The sequence below is a fragment of the Streptomyces angustmyceticus genome (genome assembly GCF_019933235.1).
Classification (GTDB): domain Bacteria; phylum Actinomycetota; class Actinomycetes; order Streptomycetales; family Streptomycetaceae; genus Streptomyces; species Streptomyces angustmyceticus.
Genome location: NZ_CP082945.1, coordinates 880,159 through 904,048 on the forward strand (window position 1 = coordinate 880,159; position 23,890 = coordinate 904,048).

The following is a 23,890-nucleotide window of genomic DNA, read 5'->3' on the forward strand; positions in this document are numbered from 1 at the left end:
CGGCGGCCGCCCGGAGGCCCCGCGGTGCCGCACCGTCCGACCTGCGCGAATGCGTTCCGGGACGCCGTTGTCAGTGGTCGGGTGCAGACTTGCCCTTGTCCGAGACAACGGCGTCCGGAGGTGTTCCGGCATGACTGACGTACTACTCGGCGTGGGTACGCGCAAGGGGCTCTTCATCGGCCGCCGGCGGCACGGCGACTGGGAGGTGAGCGGTCCGCACTTCGCCGCCCAGGCGGTGTACTCCCTCGCGATCGACACCCGCCGCGCCACGCCCCGCCTGCTGGCCGGCGCCGACAGCGCCCACTGGGGCCCGTCGGTGTTCCACTCCGACGACCTGGGCCAGACCTGGCACGAACCCTCCCGCCCCGCGGTCAAGTACCCGAAGGACACCGGGACTTCGCTGGAGCGGGTGTGGCAGCTGCATCCGGCCGGCCCTGCCGCTCCCGATGTGGTCTACGCGGGCACCGAGCCCGGCGGGCTGTTCCGTTCCGAGGACGGCGGCGAGACCTTCGAGCTCGTACGGGCGCTGTGGGACCACCCCACCCGGGAGAAGTGGGTGCCGGGCGGCGGCGGACTGGCCGTCCACACGGTGATCACCGACCCGCGGGACGCCGACCTGGTCACCGTCGCCGTCTCTGCGGCAGGGGTCTTCCGCACGCTCGACGGCGGCGCCGGCTGGGCCCCGTCCAATACGGGCGTGAAGGCGGTCTTCCTGCCGGACCAGCATCCGGAGTTCGGCCAGTGCGTCCACAAGATCGCGCAGGACCCGGTGCGGCGCGACCGCCTGTATCTGCAGAACCACTGGGGCGTCTACCGCAGCGACGACGCGGGCGCCCGGTGGACGGACATCGGCGCCGGACTGCCCACCGACTTCGGCTTCGCCGTTGCCGCCCATCCGCACACGGGAGACGTCGCCTACCTCTTCCCGATCACCGCCGACAGCGACCGGGTGCCGGCCGGACACCGCTGCCGGGTCTACCGCACGGCAGACGCCGGCGGGAGCTGGCAGGCGCTGGGCGCCGGGCTGCCCGACGAGGACCATTACGGCACGGTGCTCCGCGACGCGCTCTCCGTCGACGACGCCGATCCCGCCGGGGTGTATTTCGGCAACCGCAACGGCGAGGTGTACGCCAGCGCCGACGACGGCGACAGCTGGCGGCAACTCGCCTCCCACCTGCCGGATGTGCTGTGCGTGCGGGCGGCGGCGGTGGCCTGAGGGGAGCGGTGCGGCACACCGCCCCACGGGGTCGTGGGGGGGGCCGCGCGGGGAGCCGCCCCGCGGGGAGCGGCGGTGGCCTGCGCGCGCCGTCGGGGCGAGGAGCTCGGGCCATCGATTGATCGGGAGCGGGCCTGGGCCAGTAGGGTGATCCCGTGGCTGCACGACCTCTCCAAGACATCGTCGAACCGGGCTGGGCCAAGGCACTTGAGCCCGTCGCCGGACGGATCGCCGCGATGGGCGACTTCCTGCGGGCCGAGATCGCCGCGGGGCGGAGCTATCTGCCCGCCGGCGACAACGTGCTGCGCGCCTTCCAACAGCCCTTCGACGAGGTGCGGGTGCTCATCGTCGGGCAGGACCCCTACCCCACCCCGGGGCATGCCGTCGGGCTCAGTTTCTCCGTGGCGCCGGAGGTGCGTCCGCTGCCCGGCAGCCTGGAGAACATCTTCCGCGAGCTGCACTCCGACCTCGGGCTGCCCCGCCCGTCCAACGGCGATCTGACCCCCTGGACGCGGCAGGGCGTACTGCTGCTGAACCGAGCGCTGACGACCGCGCCCCGCAAGCCCGCCGCGCACCGCGGCAAGGGCTGGGAGGAAGTCACCGAGCAGGCCATCCGCGCGCTGGTGGCGCGCGAGCGCCCGCTGGTGTCGGTGCTGTGGGGGCGCGATGCGCGCAATCTGCGGCCGCTGCTGGGGAGTCTGCCGGCCGTCGAGTCCGCGCACCCCTCCCCCATGTCGGCGGACCGGGGCTTCTTCGGCTCGCGGCCCTTCAGCCGGGTGAACGACCTTCTGGCGCGGCAGGGCGCCCAGCCCGTCGACTGGAGGCTGCCCTGACATCGGGAGATAGTGTGCCCGGCATGACGAATGCGAACATCCCTGCGGGCTGGTACGCCGATCCGCAGGGCACCCCCCACCAGCTCCGCTGGTGGGACGGGTCCCAGTGGACGGAGCACACCCACCCGGGACAACAGCCCGCGGCGCCGGACCGGGGCCCGGCGGCTCAGCCGGCCCCGCAGCACTCCGCACCGCAGCCTGCTCCCCAGCAGCAGGCCGGTCCGCAGGCACATCAGCAGCCCGCGCAGCAGCAGCCCCTCCAGAAGTCCGCACCGCAGCAGCCGGTGCCCCAGCAGTCCGCACCGCACCAGCAGGCGCCGGGCCAGGCCCCGTACCCGGGTCAGCAGCAGGGCGCCGCACCGTACGGGCAGCAGGGTTACGGCTACCCCCAGCAGGCGCCCGGCCAGCAGGTACCCGGCCACCCGGCGCCCGGCCGGCCGATGCAGCAGCCGTACGGGCAGCAGCCGATGCCGGGCGCGCAGGCGGGCGCCGTGCAGCAGCAGGTGCACCACCAGGCCGGGGTGGCGCCGGGCGGGCCGGGCGGGGGCACGCTGTTCACCGAGCCGGTGCTGGTGGTCAACCAGAAGGCCAAGCTCATCGAGGTCACCAACGAGTACGGCGTCTTCGACCAGCACGGCAACACGATCGGCGCGGTCGTCCAGGTCGGCCAGAGCACGGCCAAGAAGGTGCTCCGCGTCGTCTCCAGCCTCGATCAGTACATGACCCACAAGCTGGAGATCCGGGACGCCCACGGCCGGCCGCAGCTGGTCCTGACGCGGCCCGCGAAGATCATCAAGTCCAAGGTGATCGTGCAGCGGCCGGACGGCTCACCGGTCGGCGAGATCGTGCAGCAGAACGCCATCGGGAAGATCAACTTCGCGATGATGGTCAACGGCCAGCAGATCGGCGCCATCAAGGCCGAGAACTGGCGCGCCTGGAACTTCGCCATCGTGGACCACGCCGACACCGAGGTCGCCCGGATCACCAAGACCTGGGAGGGCCTCGCCAAGACGATGTTCACGTCGGCGGACAACTACGTCCTGCAGATCCACCATCAGCTGCCGGACCCGCTGCTGAGCCTGGTCGTCGCCACGGCCCTGACCGTCGACACCGCCCTCAAGCAGGACGCCCGCGGCCTTGGATGAACCCGCCGGGCGCGCCCCGGACGCCCGCGCGCCCGGTCGCTTCCCCGGAGTTCTGGGGATCGACTCGGGCGGCTCGGGGCTGCGGATCGCCGTCGCGCGCGCCGACGACACCGCGGCCCGTCCGCTCGCCGTGCGCGCCTGGGACGAGCCGGTGCCCACCGGCCCCGCCGGGATCGACGCGGAGCACCTGCTGTCCCGGATCCTGCCCGCCGCACGGGAGTTGGGGCGCGAGGCGGGCGTGCGCGACTTCGCCGCGGTGTGCGTGGGCGCGGCCGGCCTGGCCTCCCTGGGCGACGGCCTGCGGGCCCGGCTGCCGGGCGCGCTGACCACCGGACTCGGGGTGCGCCACCTCGTCCTGGCCACGGACGCCGTGACCGCGTACGCCGGTGCACTGGGCCAACGGCCCGGTGCCGTGGTCACCGCGGGCACCGGCATGGTCGCCCTGGGCACGGATCTGACCGCGGCGAGCGGCTGGCGCCGGGCGGACGGCTGGGGTCATCTGCTGGGCGACTGCGGCGGCGGCGCGTGGATCGGCCGCGCCGGTCTGGAGGCCGCGCTGCGGGCGCACGACGGACGGACGGGCGGCTCGGCCGCCCTCCTGGCGCGCGCGGAAGCGGTGTTCGGGCCGGTCGCCGGGCTGCCCGGCGCGCTCTACCCGCGCCCCGACCGGCCCGCCGTGCTGGCCTCGTTCGCCCCGGAGGTCGCCCGCTGCGCCGCCGAGGACGACGCGGTGGCCCGCGGCATCCTGACCGCCGCCGCGGGCCATCTCGCCGATGCCGCCGCGGCGGTCTGCCCGCCGGCGGACGGGACCCCGGTGGCCTGCGCCGGCGGGCTGTTCGGCCTGGGCGAACCGCTGCTGACCCCGCTGCGTGCGGCGCTGGCCGAGCGGCTGCCCCATGCCCGTCCGGTGGCCGCCGCCGGGAGCCCGCTCGACGGGGCGCTGGCCCTCGCCGCGGCACTGGCCGGCGACCGTCTCGTGCTGCCCGCCGATCCGAAGTTGTTGCAGATCACACGGCCTGCGCCGGGGTAGTGCGCATGACGCGCGGGATAAATCGGGACGGATACCTCTCCACCGAACCCTCCCTCCGCGCGGGGGTGGCCCGAACCGTTAGCATGCGGCGCCATGAGTTCCCCCACTGGGCCCGCACCTGGCTCGCCCGATTTTGACGCCGCATCCCCGAGCCCGGGAGCCGCACCCGGCCTGCCGGTACGCATGCCGCGACGGCAGTCCGGCCGTCACCGCAAGCCGGAACCGCTCGCCGCGCCCGAGGGCGCGCCCGCCCTGGTACTGGCCGTGCCCGGCACCCCCTCCTCCGCCGCGCGCAGCCTGGCGGAAGAGGTCTCCAGCATCGCCCGCTCCGAGCTCCCGGGCCTCGACGCCCGGATCGGCTATGTCGACGGCGGTGACGACGAGTTCCCGTCCCTGGAGGCCGTACTGGCGCAGGCCGCCAACGAGCACAAGGCCCGGGAGGACGCCGACGGCCGCCCCGACCCCGGCCCCGCCGCCGTGGTGGTGCCGCTGCTGGCCGGCCCGGACAGCGCCCTGCTGCGCCGGATACGCCAGGCCATGATGAACAGCGGCTCGGGCGCGGAGCTGACCGATGTCCTCGGTCCGCACCCGCTGCTCGCCGAGGCGCTGCACGTCCGGCTCTCCGAGGCCGGTCTGGCGCGCGCGGACCGCGCCCGGCTGTTCACCGTCGCCACGGCGGCGGACGGCATCATCCTCGCCACCGTCGGCGGCGAGGAGGCCGTGCAGGCCGCCGGGATCACCGGCATGCTGCTCTCCGCGCGGCTCGCGGTGCCGGTACTGGCCGCCGCCCTGGACGAGGAGGGCGCCATCTCCCGTACGGCCGAGCAGCTGCGCGAGTCCGGTTCGCAGCAGCTGGCGCTGGCCCCGTACCTGATCGGTCCGGAGATCACCGACGGCCTTCTGGGGGCGGCCGCGGCGGAGGCGGGCTGCGCGTCGGCGGAGGCGCTGGGCGCCTACAGCACGGTCGGCCGGCTGGTGCTGTCGAACTACGCGGCCGCGGTGGGGCTCACCCTGCCGTCGCAGGCACAGGGAGCGCCGGTCCGCTAGCACTCCTGCCGGACACCCGCTTCGGGAAGGGCCGCCCTCGCGCAGTGCGCGGGGCGGCCCTTCGCCGTGTCCGGCCAACCGGCTCTTCGCCGTATCCGGCCGGGCGGCCGCCCGGCCGCCACAGGCGGAGGCGATACGTCCGATTCCGCCCCGAGCAGCGCAGATGCCTCTCAGGCGGCCCGGGAGGGCGTCGGCGGCGGTGCGGGTGGGTGCGGGGGTGCGCGTCCGGGAGAGGCCCGCACAGGGGGCCTGCCGTACCCCTGACGCGCCGACCGATGAGTCCGGGGGCGCCGCGGCGTCTACCGTCCTGCCAGGGCCGGTCGCCGGCCCGTCCGCGCCGTGCGCCGGAGCGGGCCGCCCACGGAAGGAAGTTCATGTCGAACGTCGACCTCGTCCGCGCCGCCTTCGCGGCCTATCTCGCCCAGGACCGTGCGGCCATGGAGCGGCTGCTCGCCGACGATTTCGTCTTCACCAGCCCGCAGGACGACCACATCGGCAGGGCCGCGTACTTCGAGAAGTGCTTCCCCACGGCGGACCGGCTGCGCTCACAGGTGATCCTCGACGCCGTGGCCGTCGACGACGCGCAGGTCTACGTCCGCTACGAGTACGAGCTGAAGACCGGCGAACGGCACCGCAACGTCGAGGTGATGACGGTGCGCGACGGCCGGCTCGCCGAGACGCAGGTGTACTTCGGCGGGAGCTTCCCGCAGGGCTGAGGCGCCCACGGGCGGCTCAGCCGAAGACCACGCAGGAGGCGGCCGGGGCCGCCACGGATCCGCCGCGGGCCGGGATGCCGGTCGCCGGGTCGACGGTGAACCAGGTGACGTCCCCGGAACGCTCGTTGGCGGCGTAGAGGTGCCGGCCGTCGGGGTGCAGCGCCAGGTCGCGGGGCCAGTGGCCGCCGCAGGGGACGGTGGTGACGAGGGTGGCGGTGGCGCCGTCGAGGGCGAGGACGGAGAGGCTGTCGTGGCCCCGGTTGGCGGCCCAGGCGAACCGTCCGTCGCGGGAGACGACGAGTGCGGAAGGGAAGGTGCCGGCCGCGTCGGCCCCGTCCGGGAGGAGGCGGGTCTCCCCCAGCGGCGTCAGCGCACCGGGGCCGGCGTCCCAGCGGCAGACCGTGACCGTGGGGTCGAGTTCGTTGACGACGTAGGCGCGGTCGCCGTGCGGGTGGAAGGCGAGGTGGCGCGGGCCGCTGCCGGGCCGCAGCCGGGTCTCGGCGCGCACCACCGGTGCGCCGTCGGCGGGGCCGAGGACGCAGCAGCGGACCGAGTCGGTGCCCAGGTCGACGCTGAGCAGCCAGCGGCCGCTGGGATCGGGCAGCACGGCGTGTGCGTGCGGGCCCTCCTGGCGGTCGGCCCGCGGGCCGCTGCCCCGGTGGGCGAGGACGGCGGCGGGGCCGGTGAGCGTGCCGTCGGGCCGTACGGGCAGCGTACTGACGCTGCCGGAGCTGTAGTTGGCGGTGACGAGGCGGCCGCCGGCCAGGGCGAGGTGGGTGGGGTCGGCGCCGTCCACGGGGACGGCGGGCGCGCGCAGTTCGGGTCCGTGCGGGGTGAGTGCGAAGGCGGCCGCGGCGCCGTCCGGGGTCTCGCTGACCGCGTAGAGCCACCGGCCGTCCGGGCTCGGGGCCAGAAAGGAAGGGTTGGGGAGGACGTCGGTGGAGTGCAGCGGGGTGAGGGCGCCGGTCTCCGGGTGGACCGCCGCGGTGGTGATGCCGGCGCCGCCCGCCGTGGTGAACGAGCCGATGTACGCGCGCCCGTGGCCGCTCGTCCCCACTGGTCCGCCCTTCGTCCGCCTGCCCGTTGAGGTCGCCCGGCGACGCTAACAGCCGGGGCGGGGCGGTGGGCGGCGATGACCGGTTCCTGCCGGTGGGGGCGGATGCCTGTGGGCCCCTCGGTCAGGCGTCGATCAAGGGGGCGCGCGGGGAGCTGCGCAGGGGGGCGGAGAGTTCGGCCAGGGCCCGTTCGAGGCCGTGGAGGTGGACCAGCGCGGGTTCCGCGGCGGGCGGGTGCGCCAGGGTGACGATGGCGGCGGCCGCTTGGGGGGTCCCGTGCGGGGTGGTCAGGGCCTCGACGGCGGCCTCCACGCGCTGGCAGGCGGCGGTGAGCCGGGCGTCATGGGACGCCTCGGGGTCGGCGGCGATGGAGGCCAGCCCGCGGACCTCGCGGGCGCAGTCGTCGAGCAGCGCCAGCACCTGGCGCGCCCGCGCCTTGCGGGCGCGCAGCGGGCTCAGGGGGTGCACGAGCGGGGAGAGCGACAGCCGCACCCGGCCCAGCAGCGGTTCCAGTGCGGCGACATGGGGGGCGGGGTCGGCGGTCGGGTGGCCCGCGAGACGGGCGGCGGCCTCGGCGGTGCAGTGGTGGACACAGCGCAGGGCACGCTGGATCCAGGCGTCGGTGGTGGCGTGGGTCGTGACGGGCAGCACGAGGACCACCGCCAGCGCCGCGCCGAGCGCCCCGACCCCGGTCTCCGCGAGACGCAGCGTGAGCAGGTCGGAATCGAGCACGCCCAGGAGCCCGTAGAGCAGCGTGGCCATCAGCGTCACCGCGAGCATCATCCAGGTGTAGGAGACGGCGGCGGTGTAGAAGATCCCGAAGACGCTGAGCGCGATCAGTGCCACCGTGGGGACGGGCGCGCCGTGCAGCGGGACGGCGACGAGCAGGCCGAGGACGATGCCGATCACCGTGCCGAGGGTCCGGCGGAAGCCGCGGACCAGCGTCTCGCCGCGCGAGGTGGTGTTCACGAAGATCCACCAGGTCGCGCCCACCGCCCAGTACCAGCGCTGCTCGGAGAGCAACTGGCCCACGACGAGGGCGAACGCGCTGCCGGCGGTGGCCTGGATCGCCTGGCGGGTGGTCGCCCTGGCGAGCCCCCTGCCGCCCGGCGGGGCGGGCGGCGCGGCGGCGGGCAGCCGGCGCTCGTAGCACCAGACCCCGAAGCGGACGGTCGAGGAGGCGGCCAGGGAGAGGGCGATCGCGGCGTACAGCTCGGGCAGCCGGCCGGGCACCGTGTGCAGGAACTGCGCCGCGAAGAAGGTCATGAACGCGAACACCCCGAGGGAGTGGCCGCGCGGCCCCCAGCGGCGGGCGTAGACCCCCGCGCCCACCACCGCGGCGAAGACCAGGCCCCGCCCCACCGGATGGTCATGGAGTACCGCGGCGGCGGCGAGCACCGGGAAGCCGACGGCGGGCAGCAGGGCGGTGGTGACCATCTGCGCACGGACCGTCGTGTCGGTGACCGTGAAGAGGGCGAGCAGCGCGGCGAGCCCGCCGGTGATGGCCGCGACCAGCGAGTGTCCGGCGGCACCGCAGACGGTGACCGCCAGGCCGATGCCGAGGACGGACCGGGCGGCGCTGCGCAGCCGCAGCCGGCCCGGGTCCGGAGCCACGAACATCCTCTTCAGCACAGTTTCCGCCCCTTCGCCGTTCCTGCTTGGAATGCCGCATGGAATGCCGCATGAAAAAGGCGCCGCGGAGATCCGCAGCGCCATCGACGGGACCATCAGAGCATCCCGTCGGCAGATTGCTCAACAGACGCCGGGAAGGCTGTGCCATTGGTACAGCGCTGCGGGCCCAGGGCGGGCCAGAAGCGAGCCAATGGGCGGGAGCGGCGCACGGGCAGGGGCCCGGGGCCGGAGGCCACTGCGCGGGGGGCGGCCGGTGCGAGGGAGCCGCGGCGGGTGGCCGGCGCGCCGTCCGCCGGGGCTCCCCCCGTGCGTGATGGCCTCAGCCCGCGACGCCCACCGGGGAGCTGTCGGCCCGGGCGGCGGGGGCGGCCGGGGTCTCCTCCGCGGCGCAGGTCCACAGGCGGGCCAGGGCCTCCCCCTTGAGCCGGTGGCCCTCCTGCCAGAGGCGGCCGGCCGCGGTCAGCACGGCGTGCCGGTCGGCATCCGGACCGACCGGACGGGCGGGCAGGAGGGGGACGGCGGCCGAGGCGCCCAGGCGGACGGCGCGGTGGCGGCGGGCGAAGACGGTGAGGGTCTGCCGGGGGCCCGCTTCGAGGAGGAGCATGTCGTCGGCCGCCAGCAGCTGGTCGAGGGCGGGCAGGAAGAGGACCGGGTCGGTGATCTGGCGGGCCCAGAAGCGGGGGCTCACCGCGTCGTCGGGCCCCAGCAGATGGCCGGTGTATCCGGAGTAGAGCGGCAGGCCGGGGGCGCGGAACGGCATGCCGGTGTAGGCGCGCTCCACCGCGTCCGACGCCGGGGCCATGGCCGGGCTGTGGAAGGGGCTGGTGGCGGGCACCGTGACGACGGTGTGCCCGTCGGCGCGCAGCGCGGCGGCCGTTTCCGCCAGCGGAGTGGTCGAACCGGCCAGCATGGTCTGGCTGGTGGCGTTGACCGCGGCGACGACCACATCGGCACGCAGGTACGGACGCAGGGCGTCGGCGCCGGCGGCCACCGCGAGCATGCCGCCCGGGGGTATCCGCCTCGCCGCGACGACCCGCTCGCGCATCATCGCGACCGCGGTGCTGAGCGGCACCACCCCGGCGAGGACCGCGGCGACCAGTTCGCCGGCGCTGTGGCCGAGCAGGGCGGCCGGGCGGATGCCCCAGCTGAGGACCATGCAGCCCAGCCCGTAGTCGACCGCGAAGAGCAGGGGCTGGGCGCGGCGGACGTCGTCGATGGCGACGGCGGGGGTGTCGGCGAGCCAGTCGGCGCGGATCGCGGGCCCCTCCGGGCCCATCAGCTCCAGTACGGCATCGACTGCGGCGGTGAAGACCGGCTCCCGGCCGTAGAGCCCGGCGGCCATCGCGGTGTGCTGGGAGCCCTGGCCGGGGAAGAGCAGGGCGACCGGGCGGGGGCGGGGCGCGTGCACGGCGCGGGCCGCGGCGACCGCGGCGGGGGCGCGCTCGGCGGTGGTGACGGCCCCGGCACGGACCGGTCCGGGGGCCTGGCCGCAGGGCATGGTGGCCGGCAGGGCGGGGAACGCCTCCGGGAACAATCCGTCGAGCAGCGGCGCCAGTTCGCGCCGTACGCGCTGTTCCTCGGCCGCGTTGCCGCCGGACCACAGCAGCAGGCGGGGCGCCGTGGGGTCGGTGAGCCGGCGGCTGTGCCGGGAGGGCCGCAGGACCGGCTCGTCCGCGGGCCCCGCACAGCCGTCGAAGTCCAGCACCCCCAGCACGCTGTCGTCGGCGGCGACCGCTTCGGCCGCCCGCCGCAGGCTCTGCACGGTGACGGCCCGGCCCGGGGGCTCCTGGAAGCCCGCGACCAACGCCAGGTCGGCGCGCAGGGCCTGGAGTTCGTGGTGGGCCAGGTGCAGGGCGTGGGCGGGAGAGGGAGCGGTGCGCACCTCGATGCCCTCGTACGCGGCGGGGAGGGCGGTGAGCGGCGCGGTGGAGCCGATGAACACGACGGTGCGGGGCGGCAGTTCGCGGGTCCGGCCGCCGAAGGCGTGCAGCACGGCGGCGACGGCGGTGGGCGGGAGGGCACGGGCGGCGGGTGCGGCGGGTGCATCGGGTGCATCGGGTGCATCGGGTGCATCAGGGACGGTGCGGGAGTCGGTGGCGGTGCCGGTGGCCCGAGGCGGGGCGGCGGTGGAGCCCTCGGGGGCGTCGGAGGAGTCGGGCGCGGCGATGGCGTCGGTCGTGGCCAGGGCCGCCCTGTCGTCGTCGGCGGTGGCGGCCGGAGCGTCCGTCCCGCCCGGGAGCGGTGGCGACTTGGGCGTGATCTCCAGCCTTCTGGTCACCGCGGTCTGGTTGGCGAGAGACATGGGTGCCCTCCTTCCGGGCGGGTACTCAGGGGCGCGTGGGGCGGGTGGTGCGCGGCGGGCGGACGCCGGACGGGGCGGTCCGCCGGGCGGTGGGCGCGGACGGGGCGGCACGGGGAGGGAGGCGGGGACGACGGGGGATACGGGGGGGCGGGGAGCCTGCGTGGCGGGGGCCGGCGGTGGTGCGGGCACCCGCCATCAGGCAGCCTCACTCCCCGGGGAGCGGCGCCGAAGGCGGCCCGTCCGGCCGGGGGAACCGGGATGGCCGCCTTCGACGCCTGATCATGCGGCCGGCGCGGTGCCGGCGTTGATGAGGTCGAGCAGGGCGCGCGGGGTCTCGGCATCGACGACCGCGTCGTCCGGGATCTCCACGCCGTATTCCCGCTGGATCTCGCCGATCACCTGCAGCAGGGCGAGGGAGTCGTAGCCCAGCTCGATGAAGGGCGTGTCCATGACGTCGCCGTCCAGGTCGACGCCCTCCTCCTCGCCCGCGCTCTCCCGCAGCATCCGGGTCAGGTCGGTCAGGGTGACGTGGGTGGTGGTGATGGGCATGGCGTGTCCTCTCAGTGGTTCCGGCCGGATGCCGGGTCCGTCGTCGCGGCATGCCGTCGTACGACGAGGGCCGCGTTGAAGCCACCGTGGCCGCGGGCGAGCACCAGCGCGGCGCGCAGGTCCTGCTCCCTCGGTGAGCCGGTGACCAGATCGAGGGGGAAGTCCGTGGCCGGGGCGGCCACGTTGACGGTGGGGGGAATGACGCCGTCGCGGAGGGCGAGCAGCGCGGTGGCCGCGTCCAGGGCCGCGCCGCCGGCGAGCAGCCGCCCGGTCATGGTCTTGGGAGCGGTGACGGGCACGGCACGCGGGCCGAAGAGGGCGGTGATCGCCTCGGCCTCCTCCCGGTCGAGTTCCGGTACGCCCGCGGCGTCGGCGAAGACCACATCGATGTCGGCGGGCGCGAGGCCGGCGTCGGCCAGCGCCTGGCGCGCGGTCCGGCCCAGACCGGGCGGGCGGCCGGTGCCGGGGGCCGGGTCGAGGGTGGCGGCGTACCCGGCGATCTCGCCGTAGATCTGCCGTGCGCCGCGGTCGCCCGCGCTGCCGGCGTCCTCCGTGACGAGGATCGCCCCGCCCTCCCCGGCGACGTATCCGCGGGCGTCCGGCGAGAACGGCAGGAAGGCGCGGGCGGGGTCGTCGGCGGTGCTCATCCGCCCGGAGGCGAGCTGCGGCACCCAGCCCCAGGGGCACAGGGCCGCGTCGACGCCGCCGGCGACGACCAGCGGGATGCCCTTGCGGATGTGGCGCCGGGCGTGGCCGAGCGAGTCGATGCCGCCGGCCTGTTCGGTCAGCAGCACCCCGCTGGGGCCGCGCATCTTGTGCCGGATGGAGATCTGGCCGGTGTTGACGGCGTAGAACCAGGCGAAGGACTGGTAGGCGCTGACGTACTCCTTGCCCTTGCTCCACAGGTTCTGCAGTTCGCGCTGGCCGAACTCGACGGCGCCGCCCGAGGCGGCGGTGACCACCCCCATGCCGTATTCGGGCAGGGCCGCCGCGTCGACCCCCGCGTCGTCGATGGCCCAGGCGGCGGCGGTCAGTGCGAGGCGCGTCATGTGGTCGGTCTGCGGCATCAGCCGGCTGGGGATGTGCTCCTCGGCGACGAACCCGGGGACCTCGCCGGCCAGCGTCGCGGGGTACGGGGAGGCATCGAAGCGGGTGACCGGGCCGATGCCGGAGCGGCCGTCCAGGGTGGCCTTCCAGTACTCCTCGGTGCCCAGTCCGTTGGGCGCGGTGATGCCGATGCCGGTCACCACGGTCGTGGCGGTCATACGGCGCTCCTCTCCGGGCGGGCCAGCACCATCGCGCTCTGGAAACCGCCGAATCCGCTGCCGACGCTGAGGACGGTGTCGGCCTTCTGCTCGCGGGCGGTGAGCGGGATGTAGTCCAGGTCGAGTTCGGGGTCGGGCTCGTGCAGGTTGGCGGTGGGCGGCAGCACCGAGTGCTCCATGGCCAGCGCGCAGGCGGCGATCTCCAGCGAGCCGATCGCGCCGAGCGAGTGCCCGATCATGGACTTGATGGAGCTGACCGGGGTGCGGTGGGCGTGCGCGCCGAGGCTGCGCTTGAAGGCGCCGGTCTCGTGCCGGTCGTTCATCTTGGTGCCGGAGCCATGGGCGTTGATGTAGTCGATGGCGGTGGGGGCGATCCGGGCCTCGGCCAGGGCGGCGTCGATGGCCTGGGCCATCTCCCGGCCGTCCGGCTTGAGTCCGGTCATGTGGTACGCGTTGCAGCGCGCGGCGAACCCGGCGATCTCCGCGTAGATGTGCGCGCCGCGCGCCCGTGCGCTCGTCAGCTCCTCCAGGACCAGGACGGCGGCGCCCTCGCCCAGGACCAGTCCGCTGCGGGTGCGGTCGAAGGGGCGGCAGGCGCTCTCCGGGGTGTCGTTGCGCGGGGTGGTGGCGTGGATGGCGTCGAAACAGGCCGAGGTGATCGGGGAGATGGGGGCCTCGGTGGCGCCGGCGATCATGACGTCGCAGGTGCCCTCGCGGATCAGCTCGACGGCGTGGCCGAGGGAGTCGAGACCGGAGGTGCAGCCGGTGGAGACGACGGCCGCGGGGCCCTCGGCGCCGGCCGCCATGCCGACCTCGGCGGCCATCGAGCTGGGCACGAAGTGCCGGTAGAGCTCGGGGACCGCATAGGTGTGGTCGACCTGCCAGCTGCGTCCGCCGTCGCTGACGACGACGTACTCGCGCTCCAGGCTGGTGGTGCAGCCGACCGCGCTGCCCAGGGAGGTGCCGATCCGGCCCGGGTCGATGCCGGCCGTCTCCAGGCCGCTGTCGGCGAGCGCCTCGCGGGCGGAGACGACCGCGAACTGCGCGGCGCGGTCCAGCCGGCGGATCTCCTGGGGCGTCAGCCCGGCGGCCGCGGGGTCGAAGTCGCACTCGGCGGCGACCCGCGAGCGGAACGGGGAGGCGTCGTAGAAGGTGATCGTGCGGGTCGCCGACCGTCCCGCGGTCAGCAGGTCCCAGTAGTTCTTGATGCCGACTCCCCCGGGCGCCACGGCCCCGAGTCCTGTGATGGCGACTCTGCGCATCGCCGCTACCTCGCCTTCGACGGGGCCGGGTACCCCTGCGGGTACGGGCCTGACGGAACGTTGCGGGCCACGGTGTTCCCTTCGGTCGGTCCGCTCTCGGTGAGCCCGGCGGCCGGGGCCGGGCGGGGATCCTCCCCCGGGCGCCCCGCCGCCGTGGCGGACAGCTGCGGCGGCCGCTGGTGGCGCTCCCCCGCTGTCGGCTCCGCCATGGTTCGGCCCTCGCCTCGATACCCGCTCGTATGTGCGTGGATCTGCCGACAGGGGTGCCGCAGGCGCTGGTCAGCGAGGTGCGGACGGTCTCAGGTCGGGACGATGCCGTGCTTGCGGTCGGGCAGGTCGGCCTTCTTCTCGCGGAGCATGGCCAGGGACCGCGCCAGCACCCGCCGGGTGTCGCCGGGGTCGATGACGTCGTCGACGAGGCCGCGCTCGGCCGCGTAATAGGGGTGCATCAGCTCGGACTTGTACTCCTTGACCAGCCGCTCGCGGGTGGCGTCCGGGTCGGGGGACGCGGCGATCTCGCGGCGGAAGACGACGTTGGCGGCGCCCTCGGCGCCCATCACCGCGATCTCGTTGGTGGGCCAGGCGAAGGACAGGTCGGCGCCGATGGAGCGGGAGTCCATCACGATGTAGGCGCCGCCGTACGCCTTGCGCAGCACGATCGAGATGCGGGGCACGGTGGCGTTGCAGTAGGCGTGCAGCAGCTTGGCGCCGTGCCGGATGATGCCGCCGTGCTCCTGGTCGACGCCCGGCAGGAAACCGGGCACGTCCACCAGCGTCACCAGCGGGATGTTGAAGGCGTCGCAGGTGGTGACGAAGCGGGCGGCCTTCTCCGAGGCGTGGATGTCCAGCACGCCGGCCAGGGTGTTCGGCTGGTTGGCGATCACGCCGACGGTCCGCCCGTCGATCCGGGCCAGGGCGCACACCACGTTGCGGGCCCAGCCCTCGTGCACCTCCAGGTACTCGCCGTCGTCGACGATCTCCTCGATCACCGCGCGCATGTCGTAGGCCCGGCCGGGGTCGGCGGGGACCAGGCCGGTGAGCGCGTCGGTGCGCCGGTCCGCCGGGTCCTCGCCCCGTACGGGCGCGGCGAGTTCACGGTTGTTGCGGGGCAGCAGCGAGAGCAGCCAGCGCACCTCGTCGAGGCAGGCGGCCTCGTCGTCGAAGACGAAGTGGGCGACGCCGGAGGTCCCGGCGTGCACATCGGCGCCGCCCAGACCGTTGTGGGTGATCTGCTCCCCGGTGACGGCCTGGACGACGTCCGGCCCGGTGATGAACATCTGGGCGGTCTCGCGCACCATGAACACGAAGTCGGTCAGCGCCGGGGAGTAGGCCGCGCCGCCGGCACACGGACCGAGCATCACCGAGATCTGCGGGATCACCCCGGAGGCGCGGACGTTGCGGCGGAAGATCCCGCCGTAGCCGGCGAGCGCGGTGACGCCCTCCTGGATGCGGGCGCCCGCGCCGTCGTTGAGCGAGACCAGCGGGGCGCCGGACGCCTCCGCGAGGTCCATGACCTTGTGCACCTTGGCCGCGTGGGCCTCGCCCAGCGCCCCGGCGAACACCCGGAAGTCGTGGGCGTAGGCGAAGACGGTGCGGCCGTGCACCAGGCCCCATCCGATGATCACGCCGTCGCCGTGCGGCTTGCGGGACTCCAGGCCGAAGCCGGTGGCGCGGTGCCGGCGCAGCGGTTCGATCTCGGTGAAGGTGCCCTCGTCGAAGAGGAGTTCCAGCCGTTCGTGCGCGGTCAGCTTGCCCTTGGCGTGCTGGCGCCGGGTGGCGGCCGCGTCGGGGCCCCGGCCGACCTCCTCCTTGAGGCGGTGCAGCTCGTCGGTGGCGCGGCCCAGGTCGGGGCGCGGCGGGGTCAGCGGCGGCGTCGCGGTTTCCTGAAGGATCGTCATCGGCCGAACGTAGGAACGCCGGCTCGAACTCCGCTGGAGAGCGGGGCGGCGCGGCCGCGGCCGTGCGCGGCCCGCCCGCCCGGCGGCGGCCCGGGTCCGCCGTCAGCCGGTGGCGGTCAGCGGCTGCCCCAGGCCGAGGTCGCCGGAGAGCACGGCGTGCTGGAGCTGCTGGAGCCGGGCCGAGGGCTCGATGCCGAGCTCCCCGACGAGGGCCTCGCGCAGCCGCTGGTACGCCTCCAGCGCGCGCCAGGAGCTGCCCGAGCAGTGCAGTGCGGTCATCAGCTGGGCGCAGAAGTTCTCGTGCATGGGGTTCCTGGCGGCGAGGAAGCAGAGTTCGGGCACCACCTCGGTGTGCCGGCCGAGCTTGAGGTCGGCGTCGATCCGGCGTTCCAGGCAGGCCATCCGGTCCTCCTCCAGCCGGAGCACCTCCAGTTCCAGCACCCCGCCCACGGGCACGTCGACCAGCGCGGGCCCCTGCCAGACGGCCAGCGCCTTGCCCAGCAGGGCCGAGGCGGCGGCGTAGTCGTGGGCGTCGTAGGCGCCGCGCCCCGACAGGGCGAGCTGCTCGAACTCCTGGACGTCGACCTGGCCGGGCTGGATCTGGAGGAGGTAGCCGCCGTGCTGGGTGACCAGGACTTCCTTGGCGTTGCGCACGGGGTCGCCGTCCAGGGCCACCGCGATCTTGCGGCGCAGCTGGAGGATGTAGGTCTGCAGGGTGGTGGCCGCGCTGCGCGGCACGTTCTGCCCCCAGATCTCCTCCATCAGCGTGGGCACGGTCACCACATGGTCGCCCTGCAGGGCGAGCAGCGCGAGTATCTGCCGCGGTTTGGCGGCGCTGGGCACCAGCGAGACACCGTGCTCGTGGGCGGTCAGCGGGCCCAGAACCTTGATTTCCATGAGTGCTCTCCCCTCGTGAGTCACAACCGCCGGCCACGGGGCCGCGGGTCATCTCGAGCTTCAAGCGAGGTTCGCACCGGGGAGCGCGCGAGCCCAGTGAGCCACTCATGAGCACAATCATGAAAATGTCATGCCGATGTGGTGAACCAGGCACTGGGGCCCTGCCTCCGGCGCCCGCAGAATACTGCCTCACCGGACGCCGGGCCGTCGCGCCGAGCAGTTCAGGCCACCTGGGACGGCCCATCCGACAACGGAGGGAACAGTCACATGCCCGCGATGCACCGGACCATGCCTGCCCGCCCCGCGGCCGACGCCGCCGACCTCTCCCGCTTCGCCGAACTCGTGGCCCGCGCGGGCCTGGAGCCCGACCTGAAGCACCGTTACACCACCGACCCGGCGGCCGTGTTCGCCGAGTTCGGGCTGCTGGGCGCGGAGCCCGTCTACACCGCTCCCGCACTCGTCATCGAGGATCTGGGACGGCCGGACGCCACGGCCACCGCGCTGCTGACCGGTATCCCGTACGCCGTCTGACGCCGTGGAGACCACGGAGCCCTTCGTCGGCTTCCGCCGCCATCTGCGTGCCGAAGTGGTGCCCGACGAGGCCACCTACCTGCTGTCCGAACGAGGGGTCACCGCGCTGTTCGGGCGGCCCGCCGAGGTCGTCGCGCCGCTGCTGGACGGGACGCGGACGCTGTCGGAACTGCTGACGGAGGCGGCCCGGGAGCTGCCCGCGGTGCAGGCCGGCGCGGTGGTGGCCGAGCTGGCGACGGCCGGGCTGATCGGCTACCGCGCGGCGCCCGGTGCGCCGTGCGACGGTGCGGCCGCGGCGTTCTGGGACCTGGCCGAGGTCTCCGGCCTGCGGTCCGCGCCGCCGCGGGCGCGGCCGACGGTCGAGATCCTGACCGTGGGCCGGGGCGCGGCCGGCCCGCTGGGCGCCGCCTGCGCCGAGTCCGGCCTCACGGTGGCCGCGCCCGGCCCCGGCGGCGGCCCGTCCGCGGGCGCGGCGGATCTCTCCCTGGTGCTCTGCGACGACTATCTGGCCCCGGACCTGGCGGCCGTCGACGCCTGGCACCGGGCGCAGGGCCGGCCCTGGCTGCCGGTGCGGACCGGCGGCGCCGAGCCGTGGGCCGGGCCGGTCTTCCGGCCGCGGGACGGGGCCTGCTGGCACTGTCTGGCCCACCGGCTGCGCGGTCACCGGCGGGGCGAACTCGCGGTGCAGCGCGCCCTGGGGGCCCGGCGCCCGGTGGCGGCGCCCGAGGCCTCGCTGGCCGCCGGGCGCGCGATGGGCCTGCAGTGGGCCGTGCTGATGGCGGCGACCTGGCTGGGCGGGGTGCGGCGGGAGGGCCATGACGCGATCTGTGCGCTGGACACCCTGACGCTGCACACCCGCCACCACGCCGTGCACCGAAGACCCCAGTGCCCGGCCTGCGGTGACCCGGCGCTGGTGGCGCTGACGGTGTGCCGGCCGGTGACACCGGTCTCCCGCCTCAAGGCCGCGCACGGCGGCGGCAACCACCGGGCGCTGTCCCCCGAGGAGATGCTGGCGCGCCACGGCCACCTGGTGGGACCGGTGACCGGCGTCGTCAGCGAGATCCGGCGGGCCGACAACGCCCCTGCCGCGCTGCACTGTTACACCTCGGGGCACAACGTGGCGCTCGGCGGCGGGCTGGGCTGGCTGCGCGGCGGACTGCGCAGCCTCAGCGGCGGCAAGGGCGTGACCGCCGTGGAGGCGCGGGTCAGTGCGCTGTGCGAGGCCGTGGAGCGCTATTCGGGGACGCGTCAGGGCGATGAGCCGGTGATCCGTGACTCGCTGCGGGCGCTGGGCGGCGACGCGCTGCACCCCAATCGCTGCCAGCTGTGGGCGGCACGGCAGTTCCGGGACCGCGCGCGGTGGAACGCGACCGCCTCGCCGCTCCAGCGGATCGCCGCGCCCTTCGACGCCGCCGCCCCCACCGACTGGACCCCGGTGTGGTCGCTGACCCACGGCCGTCAACGCCTGCTGCCCACCTCGCTGTTGTACTTCGGTCCCGGCCCGGACGGCAGGCCGCCCGCCCTTGCGGCCGACTCCAACGGCCGCGCGGCCGGCAGCAGCCTGGAGGACGCCGTCGTACAGGGCTTCCTGGAGCTGGTGGAGCGGGACGCGGTCGCCCAGTGGTGGTACAACCGCACCCGGCACGCCGCGCTGGACCTCGACGCCTTCGACGAACCGTGGATCGCCGGGCTGCGCACGGCCTACGAACGGGACCTGCACCGCGAGGTGTGGGCACTGGACCTCACCTCGGACTTCGGCGTTCCGGTGGTGGCGGCCGTCTCCCGGCGCCGGGACAAGGCCGCGCAGGACATCACCTTCGGCTTCGGGGCGCACTTCGACCCGCGGCTGGCGCTGCGCCGCGCCCTGACCGAGCTGAACCAGTTGCTGCCGCCCGTGCTGGGCGCCCGCGAGGACGGCACGGGGTACCTCACCCGGGACCGTGATCTGCTCGCGTGGTGGACCGGGGCGACGGTCGCCGCGCAGCCCTATCTGCTGCCCGACGGCGGGCAGCGCGCGTACACACCGGGGAGTTACGGATACCGGCCGCGGGCGGACCTGCGCGACGACATCGAGGCGGCGAAGCACCTGGTGGCCGCGCGGGGGCTGGAGTTGCTGGTCCTGGACCAGACCCGGCCGGACGTCGGCATTCCGGTGGTGGCGGTGCTGGTTCCGGGTCTGCGGCACTTCTGGGCGCGGTTCGCCCCCGGCAGGCTCTTCGACGTCCCCGTGGCCGAGGGGCGGCTGTCGCGCCGGACCCGATACGAGGACCTCAACCCCGTCCCACTCTTCGTGTAGAGGGGGCCGTACGACGGCCCGCGGGCCATATGCCAGAGGCCCCGGCCACCTCCGCAAAACCCGCTCCACAGACGGTCAGGACCCAGGTTTGGGCCATACTATGCTTCACGTCCGAGAGCCGCGCAGCCAAGGCACGGGGGGCATACATGGGTGTCACCGGCGTTCCGTCCGGTGCCGGCGCGGAGCCGTTACCTCAGCGACCGCGGTGGCCCGCGGGGCTGCCCGACCGTGACCTGCCGGCGCCGCGGCTCGCCCGGACCATCACCATCGTGGTCCTGCTGTGCCTGTCGATCGTGGTCTCGCTCAACTCCCTGGAGTACAGCGCCAATACGCCGACGCTGGTGGCGTCGGTGGCCATCGTCCTGGCCGTGTTCCTCCTGCAGTTCCTGCACTCCTCCGCACGCGCCCAGCGCTGGACGACGCGGACTAGGGTCCTGATGCTGCTGACCCAGGCGGTGTTCACCTACGCGCCCGTCCTGATCTTCCACCGCACCTGGGTCAGCATGACCGGCCCGCTGGCCGGATCGATTCTCCTGCTGGTGCCGTTCCCGCGGGCGTGGATCCCGTTCGCGGCGACCGTCGCGGTGCCCGCCTCCTTCCAGCTGGTGGTCTCGCTCAGCTGGCTGGAGACCTCCTATCTGGTGCTGTCGACGCTCTTCACCGGCCTGGTGATCTACGGCCTGTCCCGGCTGACCGACCTCGTCCAGGAGGTGCACCGCTCGCGCGCCGAACTCGCCCGGCTGGCCGTCTCGCAGGAACGGCTGCGCTTCTCGCGGGACCTGCACGACCTGCTCGGATACAGCCTCTCGGCGATCACGCTCAAGAGCGAGCTGATCTACCGGCTGGTGCCCGGCCGGCCGGAGCAGGCGCGCGAGGAGATCGCCTCGCTGCTGGACATCTCCCGTCAGGCGCTGTCGGATGTGCGCATGGTGGCCAGCGGGTACCGTGACATGTCGCTCGCCGCGGAGGCGGAGTCGGCGGCGGCGATCCTGGCCTCGGCGGACGTCCGGGCGGAGGTGGAGATCTCCTGCGGACGGCTGCACCCGGTCATCGACACCGTGCTCGCGACGGCCCTGCGCGAGGGCGTCACCAACATCCTGCGCCACAGCAAGGTCGAGACCTGCCACATCAGCGCCGTCACGGAGGAGGAGCGTGTGACGCTGACCCTGACCAACGACGGCGTACCCGACGATCTGCCCGCGCTCTCCCCCCACAGCGGCAGCGGCATCGGCAATCTCACGGCCCGGCTCGGTGCGGTCGGCGGGCGGCTGGAGGCGGAACGGACCCGGGACGGCACCTTCCGGATGGTGGCCGAGGCGCCGACGCGGCCGATCGCCGCGCGCACCACGCAAGACCGGATGGCCGCGAGACCCGCGGCCTGATCGATGACTGCCCGGCCGCGGCCGGGCACCTGCCGGCCGGGGGAGACCTGCCATGCTCGCCGTCAAGATCCTGCTCGCCGAGGACGTGCACATGATCCGCGGTGCGCTCATCGCCCTTCTGGAACTGGAACCGGACCTGCGGGTGATCGCTTCCGTCGACCGCGGCGACAAGATCGTGGAGGCCGCGCTCGCCAGCCGGCCCGATGTCGCCGTCGTCGACATCGACCTGCCGGGCATCGACGGGCTGACCGCCGCCGCGGAGCTGCACCAGCGCCTCCCGGACTGCCGCACGCTGATCCTCACCAGCCTCGGCCGCCCCGGGACCCTGCGCCGCGCGCTGGCCTCGCAGGTGACGGGTTTCCTCCTCAAGGACGCACCGCCCGACCAGCTCGCCCAGGCGGTACGGAGCGTGGCGGCGGGGCGGCGGGTGATCGACCCCCAACTGGCCCTGGCCGCCTGGGACTCCCCCGAGAACCCGCTCTCGCCGCGCGAGCTGGAGGTGCTGCGGCTGGCCGCGCGCGGCGCGGACGCCGCGGAGATCGCGGGCTGTCTGTTCCTGTCGCAGGGGACCGTCCGCAACTACCTCACGGCGATCGTCGCCAAGCTCAACGCGCGCAACCGGATCGATGCGGTCCGGATCGCCGAGGAGGCCGGCTGGATACCGTGACGGCGGTCCCCCGGCGGCGGGAGCCGGGCCGGCGCGGGGTCAGCCGGCGGTGTCCAGCAGGGCGTCCAGCAGTCCGGCGTCCAGGGCCGTCTGGACGGACAGATCGGTGCCGTCGCCGAACCCCGCGTCCTGCACGGCGGCGCTGACGACGTACTTGTCCTCGACGGCGAAGGTGGCGAAGAGCCAGTCGTCGGCCCCCGCGTCCCGCCCGTCGGGCCCGACCAGCCGGGCCCGGGTGCCGTCCAGGGCGAAGCCGAACTCGGTGAAGCGGAACCGCAGTCCCTGCCCCAGCGCCTTGCTGTACGCCTCCTTCAGCGTCCACAGCCGCACCAGCGTGTCGTTGCGGTCCCGGCCGTCGGCCGCGTCCAGCCGCTGCCGCTCGAAGGGGGTGCAGCCCTGTGCCTCGGAGCCGGTGCCGGCCATCCGGCGTGCCGCCAGCTCCACGTCGACGCCCACCCGCCCGCGGCTGGTGATGCCCACCACCATCACCTCCTCGGTGTGGCTGAGGCTGATGTCGATCTGGTCGCAGCCGCGCACGAAGGGCCGGCCGCCGGGCTGGTAGGCCAGGTCCACCAGGTCCGGCGCGGTCTCGATGGCCACCGCGGCGGCGTGCCGCAGCAGCAGCCGCGAGGCCAGGAACCGCTCCTTGGCCCGGGGGTGGGTCAGAGTCTGGTAGCGGTGCCAGTCACGGCCGAGGACCGGCCGCACCCGCGCCACGTCCTGGATGTGCGGCAGCCACTGCGCCAGCAGCCCGTAGACGAGGACCACACCGGTGGCGGACAGGTCGTCATGGACGGTGTGCCACGGTCCCTGCGGTCCGGCAACGGCCCGGGGGCGGCTCGGCGGGGGCCCGGCATGGGGGGACGCCGGTGCCATGTCAGGCCCGCACCAGCGGGTCGGAGAGCGGGCCCGCGTCCAGGGCGGACAGCACGCCGGCCAGGTCGACGGCGTTGCTCTCCGGGCCGCGGCACACCCCCAGGCAGACCGGGCCGGCCGAACCGCCCATCCTCCGGACGAACGGGGTGAGCACCACCCGCGGGCCGATCTCCACGACATGGCTGGGGGTCTCCTGGTCGAGGAGCTGCCGTGCCGCGTCGGCGAACCGGACCGGGGCGGTGATCTGCCGGCTCCAGTAGGGCGCGTACAGGGGCTGGGTGGTGAGCCTGCCGTGGACGGTGGAGTAGTAGGGCAGCTGCGGGGCGCTGCCGGGCAGCCGGCGGGCGACCGCCTCGAAGCGCGGCAGCATCGGCTCCATCAGCGGCGACTGGAAGGGGTGCGAGACCTCCAGCAGGGTGCAGCGGATGCCCCGTTCCTCCAGCCGGACGCGGACCCGTTCGAGGCCGGCGCGCTCCCCGGACAGCACGGTCGCGCGGGCGGCGTTGACCGCGCCGATCACGACGCCCGGCTCGCCCGCGATCGCCTCGGTCGCCTCGTAGGGCGCGGCGCAGGTGGCCATCATGCCGCCGTCCGAGGACGGCAGGTACTGCATGAACGCCCCGCGCAGGGCGACGAGCCGGGCGGCGTCGGCCAGCGGCAGGGCCCCGGCGGCGGTGGCCGCGGCGTACTCGCCGATGCCGTGGCCGAGCACCGCGACCGGCCGTACCCCGGCCTCCTCCAGGGTGCGGGCGAGGGCGTACTGCACGGCGAACAGCGCGGGCTGGGTGAACGCGGTCCGGTGGATGCGGCGGTCGCCGCTGAGGATGAGGTCGACGACGGAGCGGCCGGTGTAGGGGCGCAGGACGTCGGCGGCCTCGTCGAGGTAGCCGCGGTAGCCGGTGGAGTGCATGTACAGGCCGGCGGTCATCCCGGGGTGCTGGCAGCCCTGGCCGGTGAAGACGAAGGCGGCGCGGATGCGCCGGCCGCCGCAGGGCCGGATGTCGCGGAGCTGGAGGTAGCGGGTGAGTTCCCGGACGGTGGGGTAGTCCCAGATGTCGGTGGGGTCGATCAGCGGCCCGAACTCCTCCTCGATGTCGCCGTAGAGGCTGAGCGCCGCCACCGAGTCCAGCCCGTACTCCGCGAAGGCGACGTCGGCCGCGACGGGCCGGCCGAGGTAGTGCCGCAGGCGCGCGGTGAGCCAGCCCTCGTAGTCCGGTTCGTTCGGCGGGGTGGACGGGGGCGTGCGGTGCATGGCGGGCTCCTCGGGACGGGGTCGGGTGCGTCGGTACGG

The 23,890-nt window shown here is 74.7% G+C and carries 20 protein-coding genes; 10 read left to right on the forward strand and 10 right to left on the reverse strand.

Annotated elements, in window-relative coordinates; translation table 11 throughout:
• Nucleotides 1-130: 130 nt before the first annotated feature.
• From K7396_RS04360 to K7396_RS04385, 6 genes are all read left to right on the forward strand, one after another.
• Complete coding sequence (locus K7396_RS04360; protein ID WP_167392824.1) at nt 131-1,216, forward strand: WD40/YVTN/BNR-like repeat-containing protein; 1,086 nt, start codon at nt 131-133, stop codon at nt 1,214-1,216.
• Between the two features lie 155 nt (nt 1,217-1,371).
• Complete coding sequence (locus K7396_RS04365; protein WP_086720729.1) at nt 1,372-2,049, forward strand: uracil-DNA glycosylase; 678 nt, start codon at nt 1,372-1,374, stop codon at nt 2,047-2,049.
• A 23-nt stretch (nt 2,050-2,072) separates the two neighbouring features.
• The gene (locus tag K7396_RS04370; RefSeq protein WP_086720730.1) at nt 2,073-3,194 is read left to right on the forward strand and encodes a phospholipid scramblase-related protein; all 1,122 of its coding nucleotides are present in this window, start codon (nt 2,073-2,075) and stop codon (nt 3,192-3,194) included.
• Complete coding sequence (locus tag K7396_RS04375) at nt 3,187-4,224, forward strand: N-acetylglucosamine kinase (protein ID WP_086720731.1); 1,038 nt, start codon at nt 3,187-3,189, stop codon at nt 4,222-4,224. Before K7396_RS04370 ends, K7396_RS04375 begins: the two co-directional genes overlap by 8 nt.
• 93 nt (nt 4,225-4,317) lie before the next feature.
• Complete coding sequence (locus K7396_RS04380; protein WP_373866861.1) at nt 4,318-5,271, forward strand: sirohydrochlorin chelatase; 954 nt, start codon at nt 4,318-4,320, stop codon at nt 5,269-5,271.
• Between the two features lie 374 nt (nt 5,272-5,645).
• Nucleotides 5,646-5,987: a nuclear transport factor 2 family protein gene (locus K7396_RS04385; protein WP_086720733.1), complete on the forward strand. Its 342-nt coding sequence runs from the start codon at nt 5,646-5,648 to the stop codon at nt 5,985-5,987.
• A gap of 16 nt (nt 5,988-6,003) precedes the next feature.
• Here K7396_RS04385 and K7396_RS04390 read toward each other — a convergent pair whose 3' ends face one another.
• The 8 genes from K7396_RS04390 to K7396_RS04425 form a co-directional block, all read right to left on the reverse strand.
• Nucleotides 6,004-7,044, reverse strand: a complete 1,041-nt coding sequence (locus tag K7396_RS04390) for a lactonase family protein (RefSeq protein WP_152104195.1) — start codon at nt 7,042-7,044, stop codon at nt 6,004-6,006.
• Between the two features lie 121 nt (nt 7,045-7,165).
• Complete coding sequence (locus K7396_RS04395) at nt 7,166-8,674, reverse strand: FUSC family protein (RefSeq protein ID WP_086721419.1); 1,509 nt, start codon at nt 8,672-8,674, stop codon at nt 7,166-7,168.
• Nucleotides 8,675-8,993: 319 nt separating this feature from the next.
• Complete coding sequence (locus tag K7396_RS35620) at nt 8,994-10,976, reverse strand: acyltransferase domain-containing protein (protein ID WP_263295764.1); 1,983 nt, start codon at nt 10,974-10,976, stop codon at nt 8,994-8,996.
• A 279-nt stretch (nt 10,977-11,255) separates the two neighbouring features.
• Nucleotides 11,256-11,525, reverse strand: coding sequence for an acyl carrier protein (locus K7396_RS04405; RefSeq protein ID WP_152104193.1), 270 nt, complete (start codon nt 11,523-11,525; stop codon nt 11,256-11,258).
• An 11-nt stretch (nt 11,526-11,536) separates the two neighbouring features.
• Nucleotides 11,537-12,790: a ketosynthase chain-length factor gene (locus K7396_RS04410; RefSeq protein ID WP_086717502.1), complete on the reverse strand. Its 1,254-nt coding sequence runs from the start codon at nt 12,788-12,790 to the stop codon at nt 11,537-11,539.
• The gene (locus tag K7396_RS04415; RefSeq protein ID WP_086717501.1) at nt 12,787-14,052 is read right to left on the reverse strand and encodes a beta-ketoacyl-[acyl-carrier-protein] synthase family protein; all 1,266 of its coding nucleotides are present in this window, start codon (nt 14,050-14,052) and stop codon (nt 12,787-12,789) included. Before K7396_RS04415 ends, K7396_RS04410 begins: the two co-directional genes overlap by 4 nt.
• A gap of 299 nt (nt 14,053-14,351) precedes the next feature.
• Nucleotides 14,352-15,950 carry an acyl-CoA carboxylase subunit beta gene (locus K7396_RS04420; protein WP_086717499.1) on the reverse strand — a complete coding sequence of 533 codons (1,599 nt, stop codon included), beginning with the start codon at nt 15,948-15,950 and terminating at the stop codon, nt 14,352-14,354.
• 102 nt (nt 15,951-16,052) lie between these two features.
• Nucleotides 16,053-16,847, reverse strand: coding sequence for an AfsR/SARP family transcriptional regulator (locus K7396_RS04425; RefSeq protein WP_086717497.1), 795 nt, complete (start codon nt 16,845-16,847; stop codon nt 16,053-16,055).
• Between the two features lie 267 nt (nt 16,848-17,114).
• Between K7396_RS04425 and K7396_RS04430 the strand changes: the two genes are divergently transcribed.
• The 4 genes from K7396_RS04430 to K7396_RS04445 all read left to right on the forward strand — a co-directional run bounded on the left by K7396_RS04430 (nt 17,115) and on the right by K7396_RS04445 (nt 21,723).
• Entirely contained in the window at nt 17,115-17,378 is a 264-nt protein-coding gene (locus K7396_RS04430; RefSeq protein ID WP_086717496.1) for a hypothetical protein, read from the forward strand.
• Between the two features lie 4 nt (nt 17,379-17,382).
• On the forward strand, nt 17,383-19,674 hold the full coding sequence (locus tag K7396_RS04435) for a TOMM precursor leader peptide-binding protein (RefSeq protein WP_143589081.1): 2,292 nt from the start codon (nt 17,383-17,385) through the stop codon (nt 19,672-19,674).
• A 146-nt stretch (nt 19,675-19,820) separates the two neighbouring features.
• Entirely contained in the window at nt 19,821-21,056 is a 1,236-nt protein-coding gene (locus K7396_RS04440) for a sensor histidine kinase (protein ID WP_086717494.1), read from the forward strand.
• Nucleotides 21,057-21,108: 52 nt separating this feature from the next.
• Nucleotides 21,109-21,723, forward strand: coding sequence for a response regulator transcription factor (locus K7396_RS04445; RefSeq protein ID WP_086717492.1), 615 nt, complete (start codon nt 21,109-21,111; stop codon nt 21,721-21,723).
• Nucleotides 21,724-21,762: 39 nt separating this feature from the next.
• Here the strand turns inward: K7396_RS04445 and K7396_RS04450 are convergent, their stop codons facing one another.
• Complete coding sequence (locus K7396_RS04450) at nt 21,763-22,599, reverse strand: 4'-phosphopantetheinyl transferase family protein (protein ID WP_086717490.1); 837 nt, start codon at nt 22,597-22,599, stop codon at nt 21,763-21,765.
• 1 nt (nt 22,600) lies between these two features.
• On the reverse strand, nt 22,601-23,851 hold the full coding sequence (locus K7396_RS04455; RefSeq protein ID WP_086717488.1) for an acyltransferase domain-containing protein: 1,251 nt from the start codon (nt 23,849-23,851) through the stop codon (nt 22,601-22,603).
• Between the last annotated feature and the right edge of the window lie 39 nt (nt 23,852-23,890).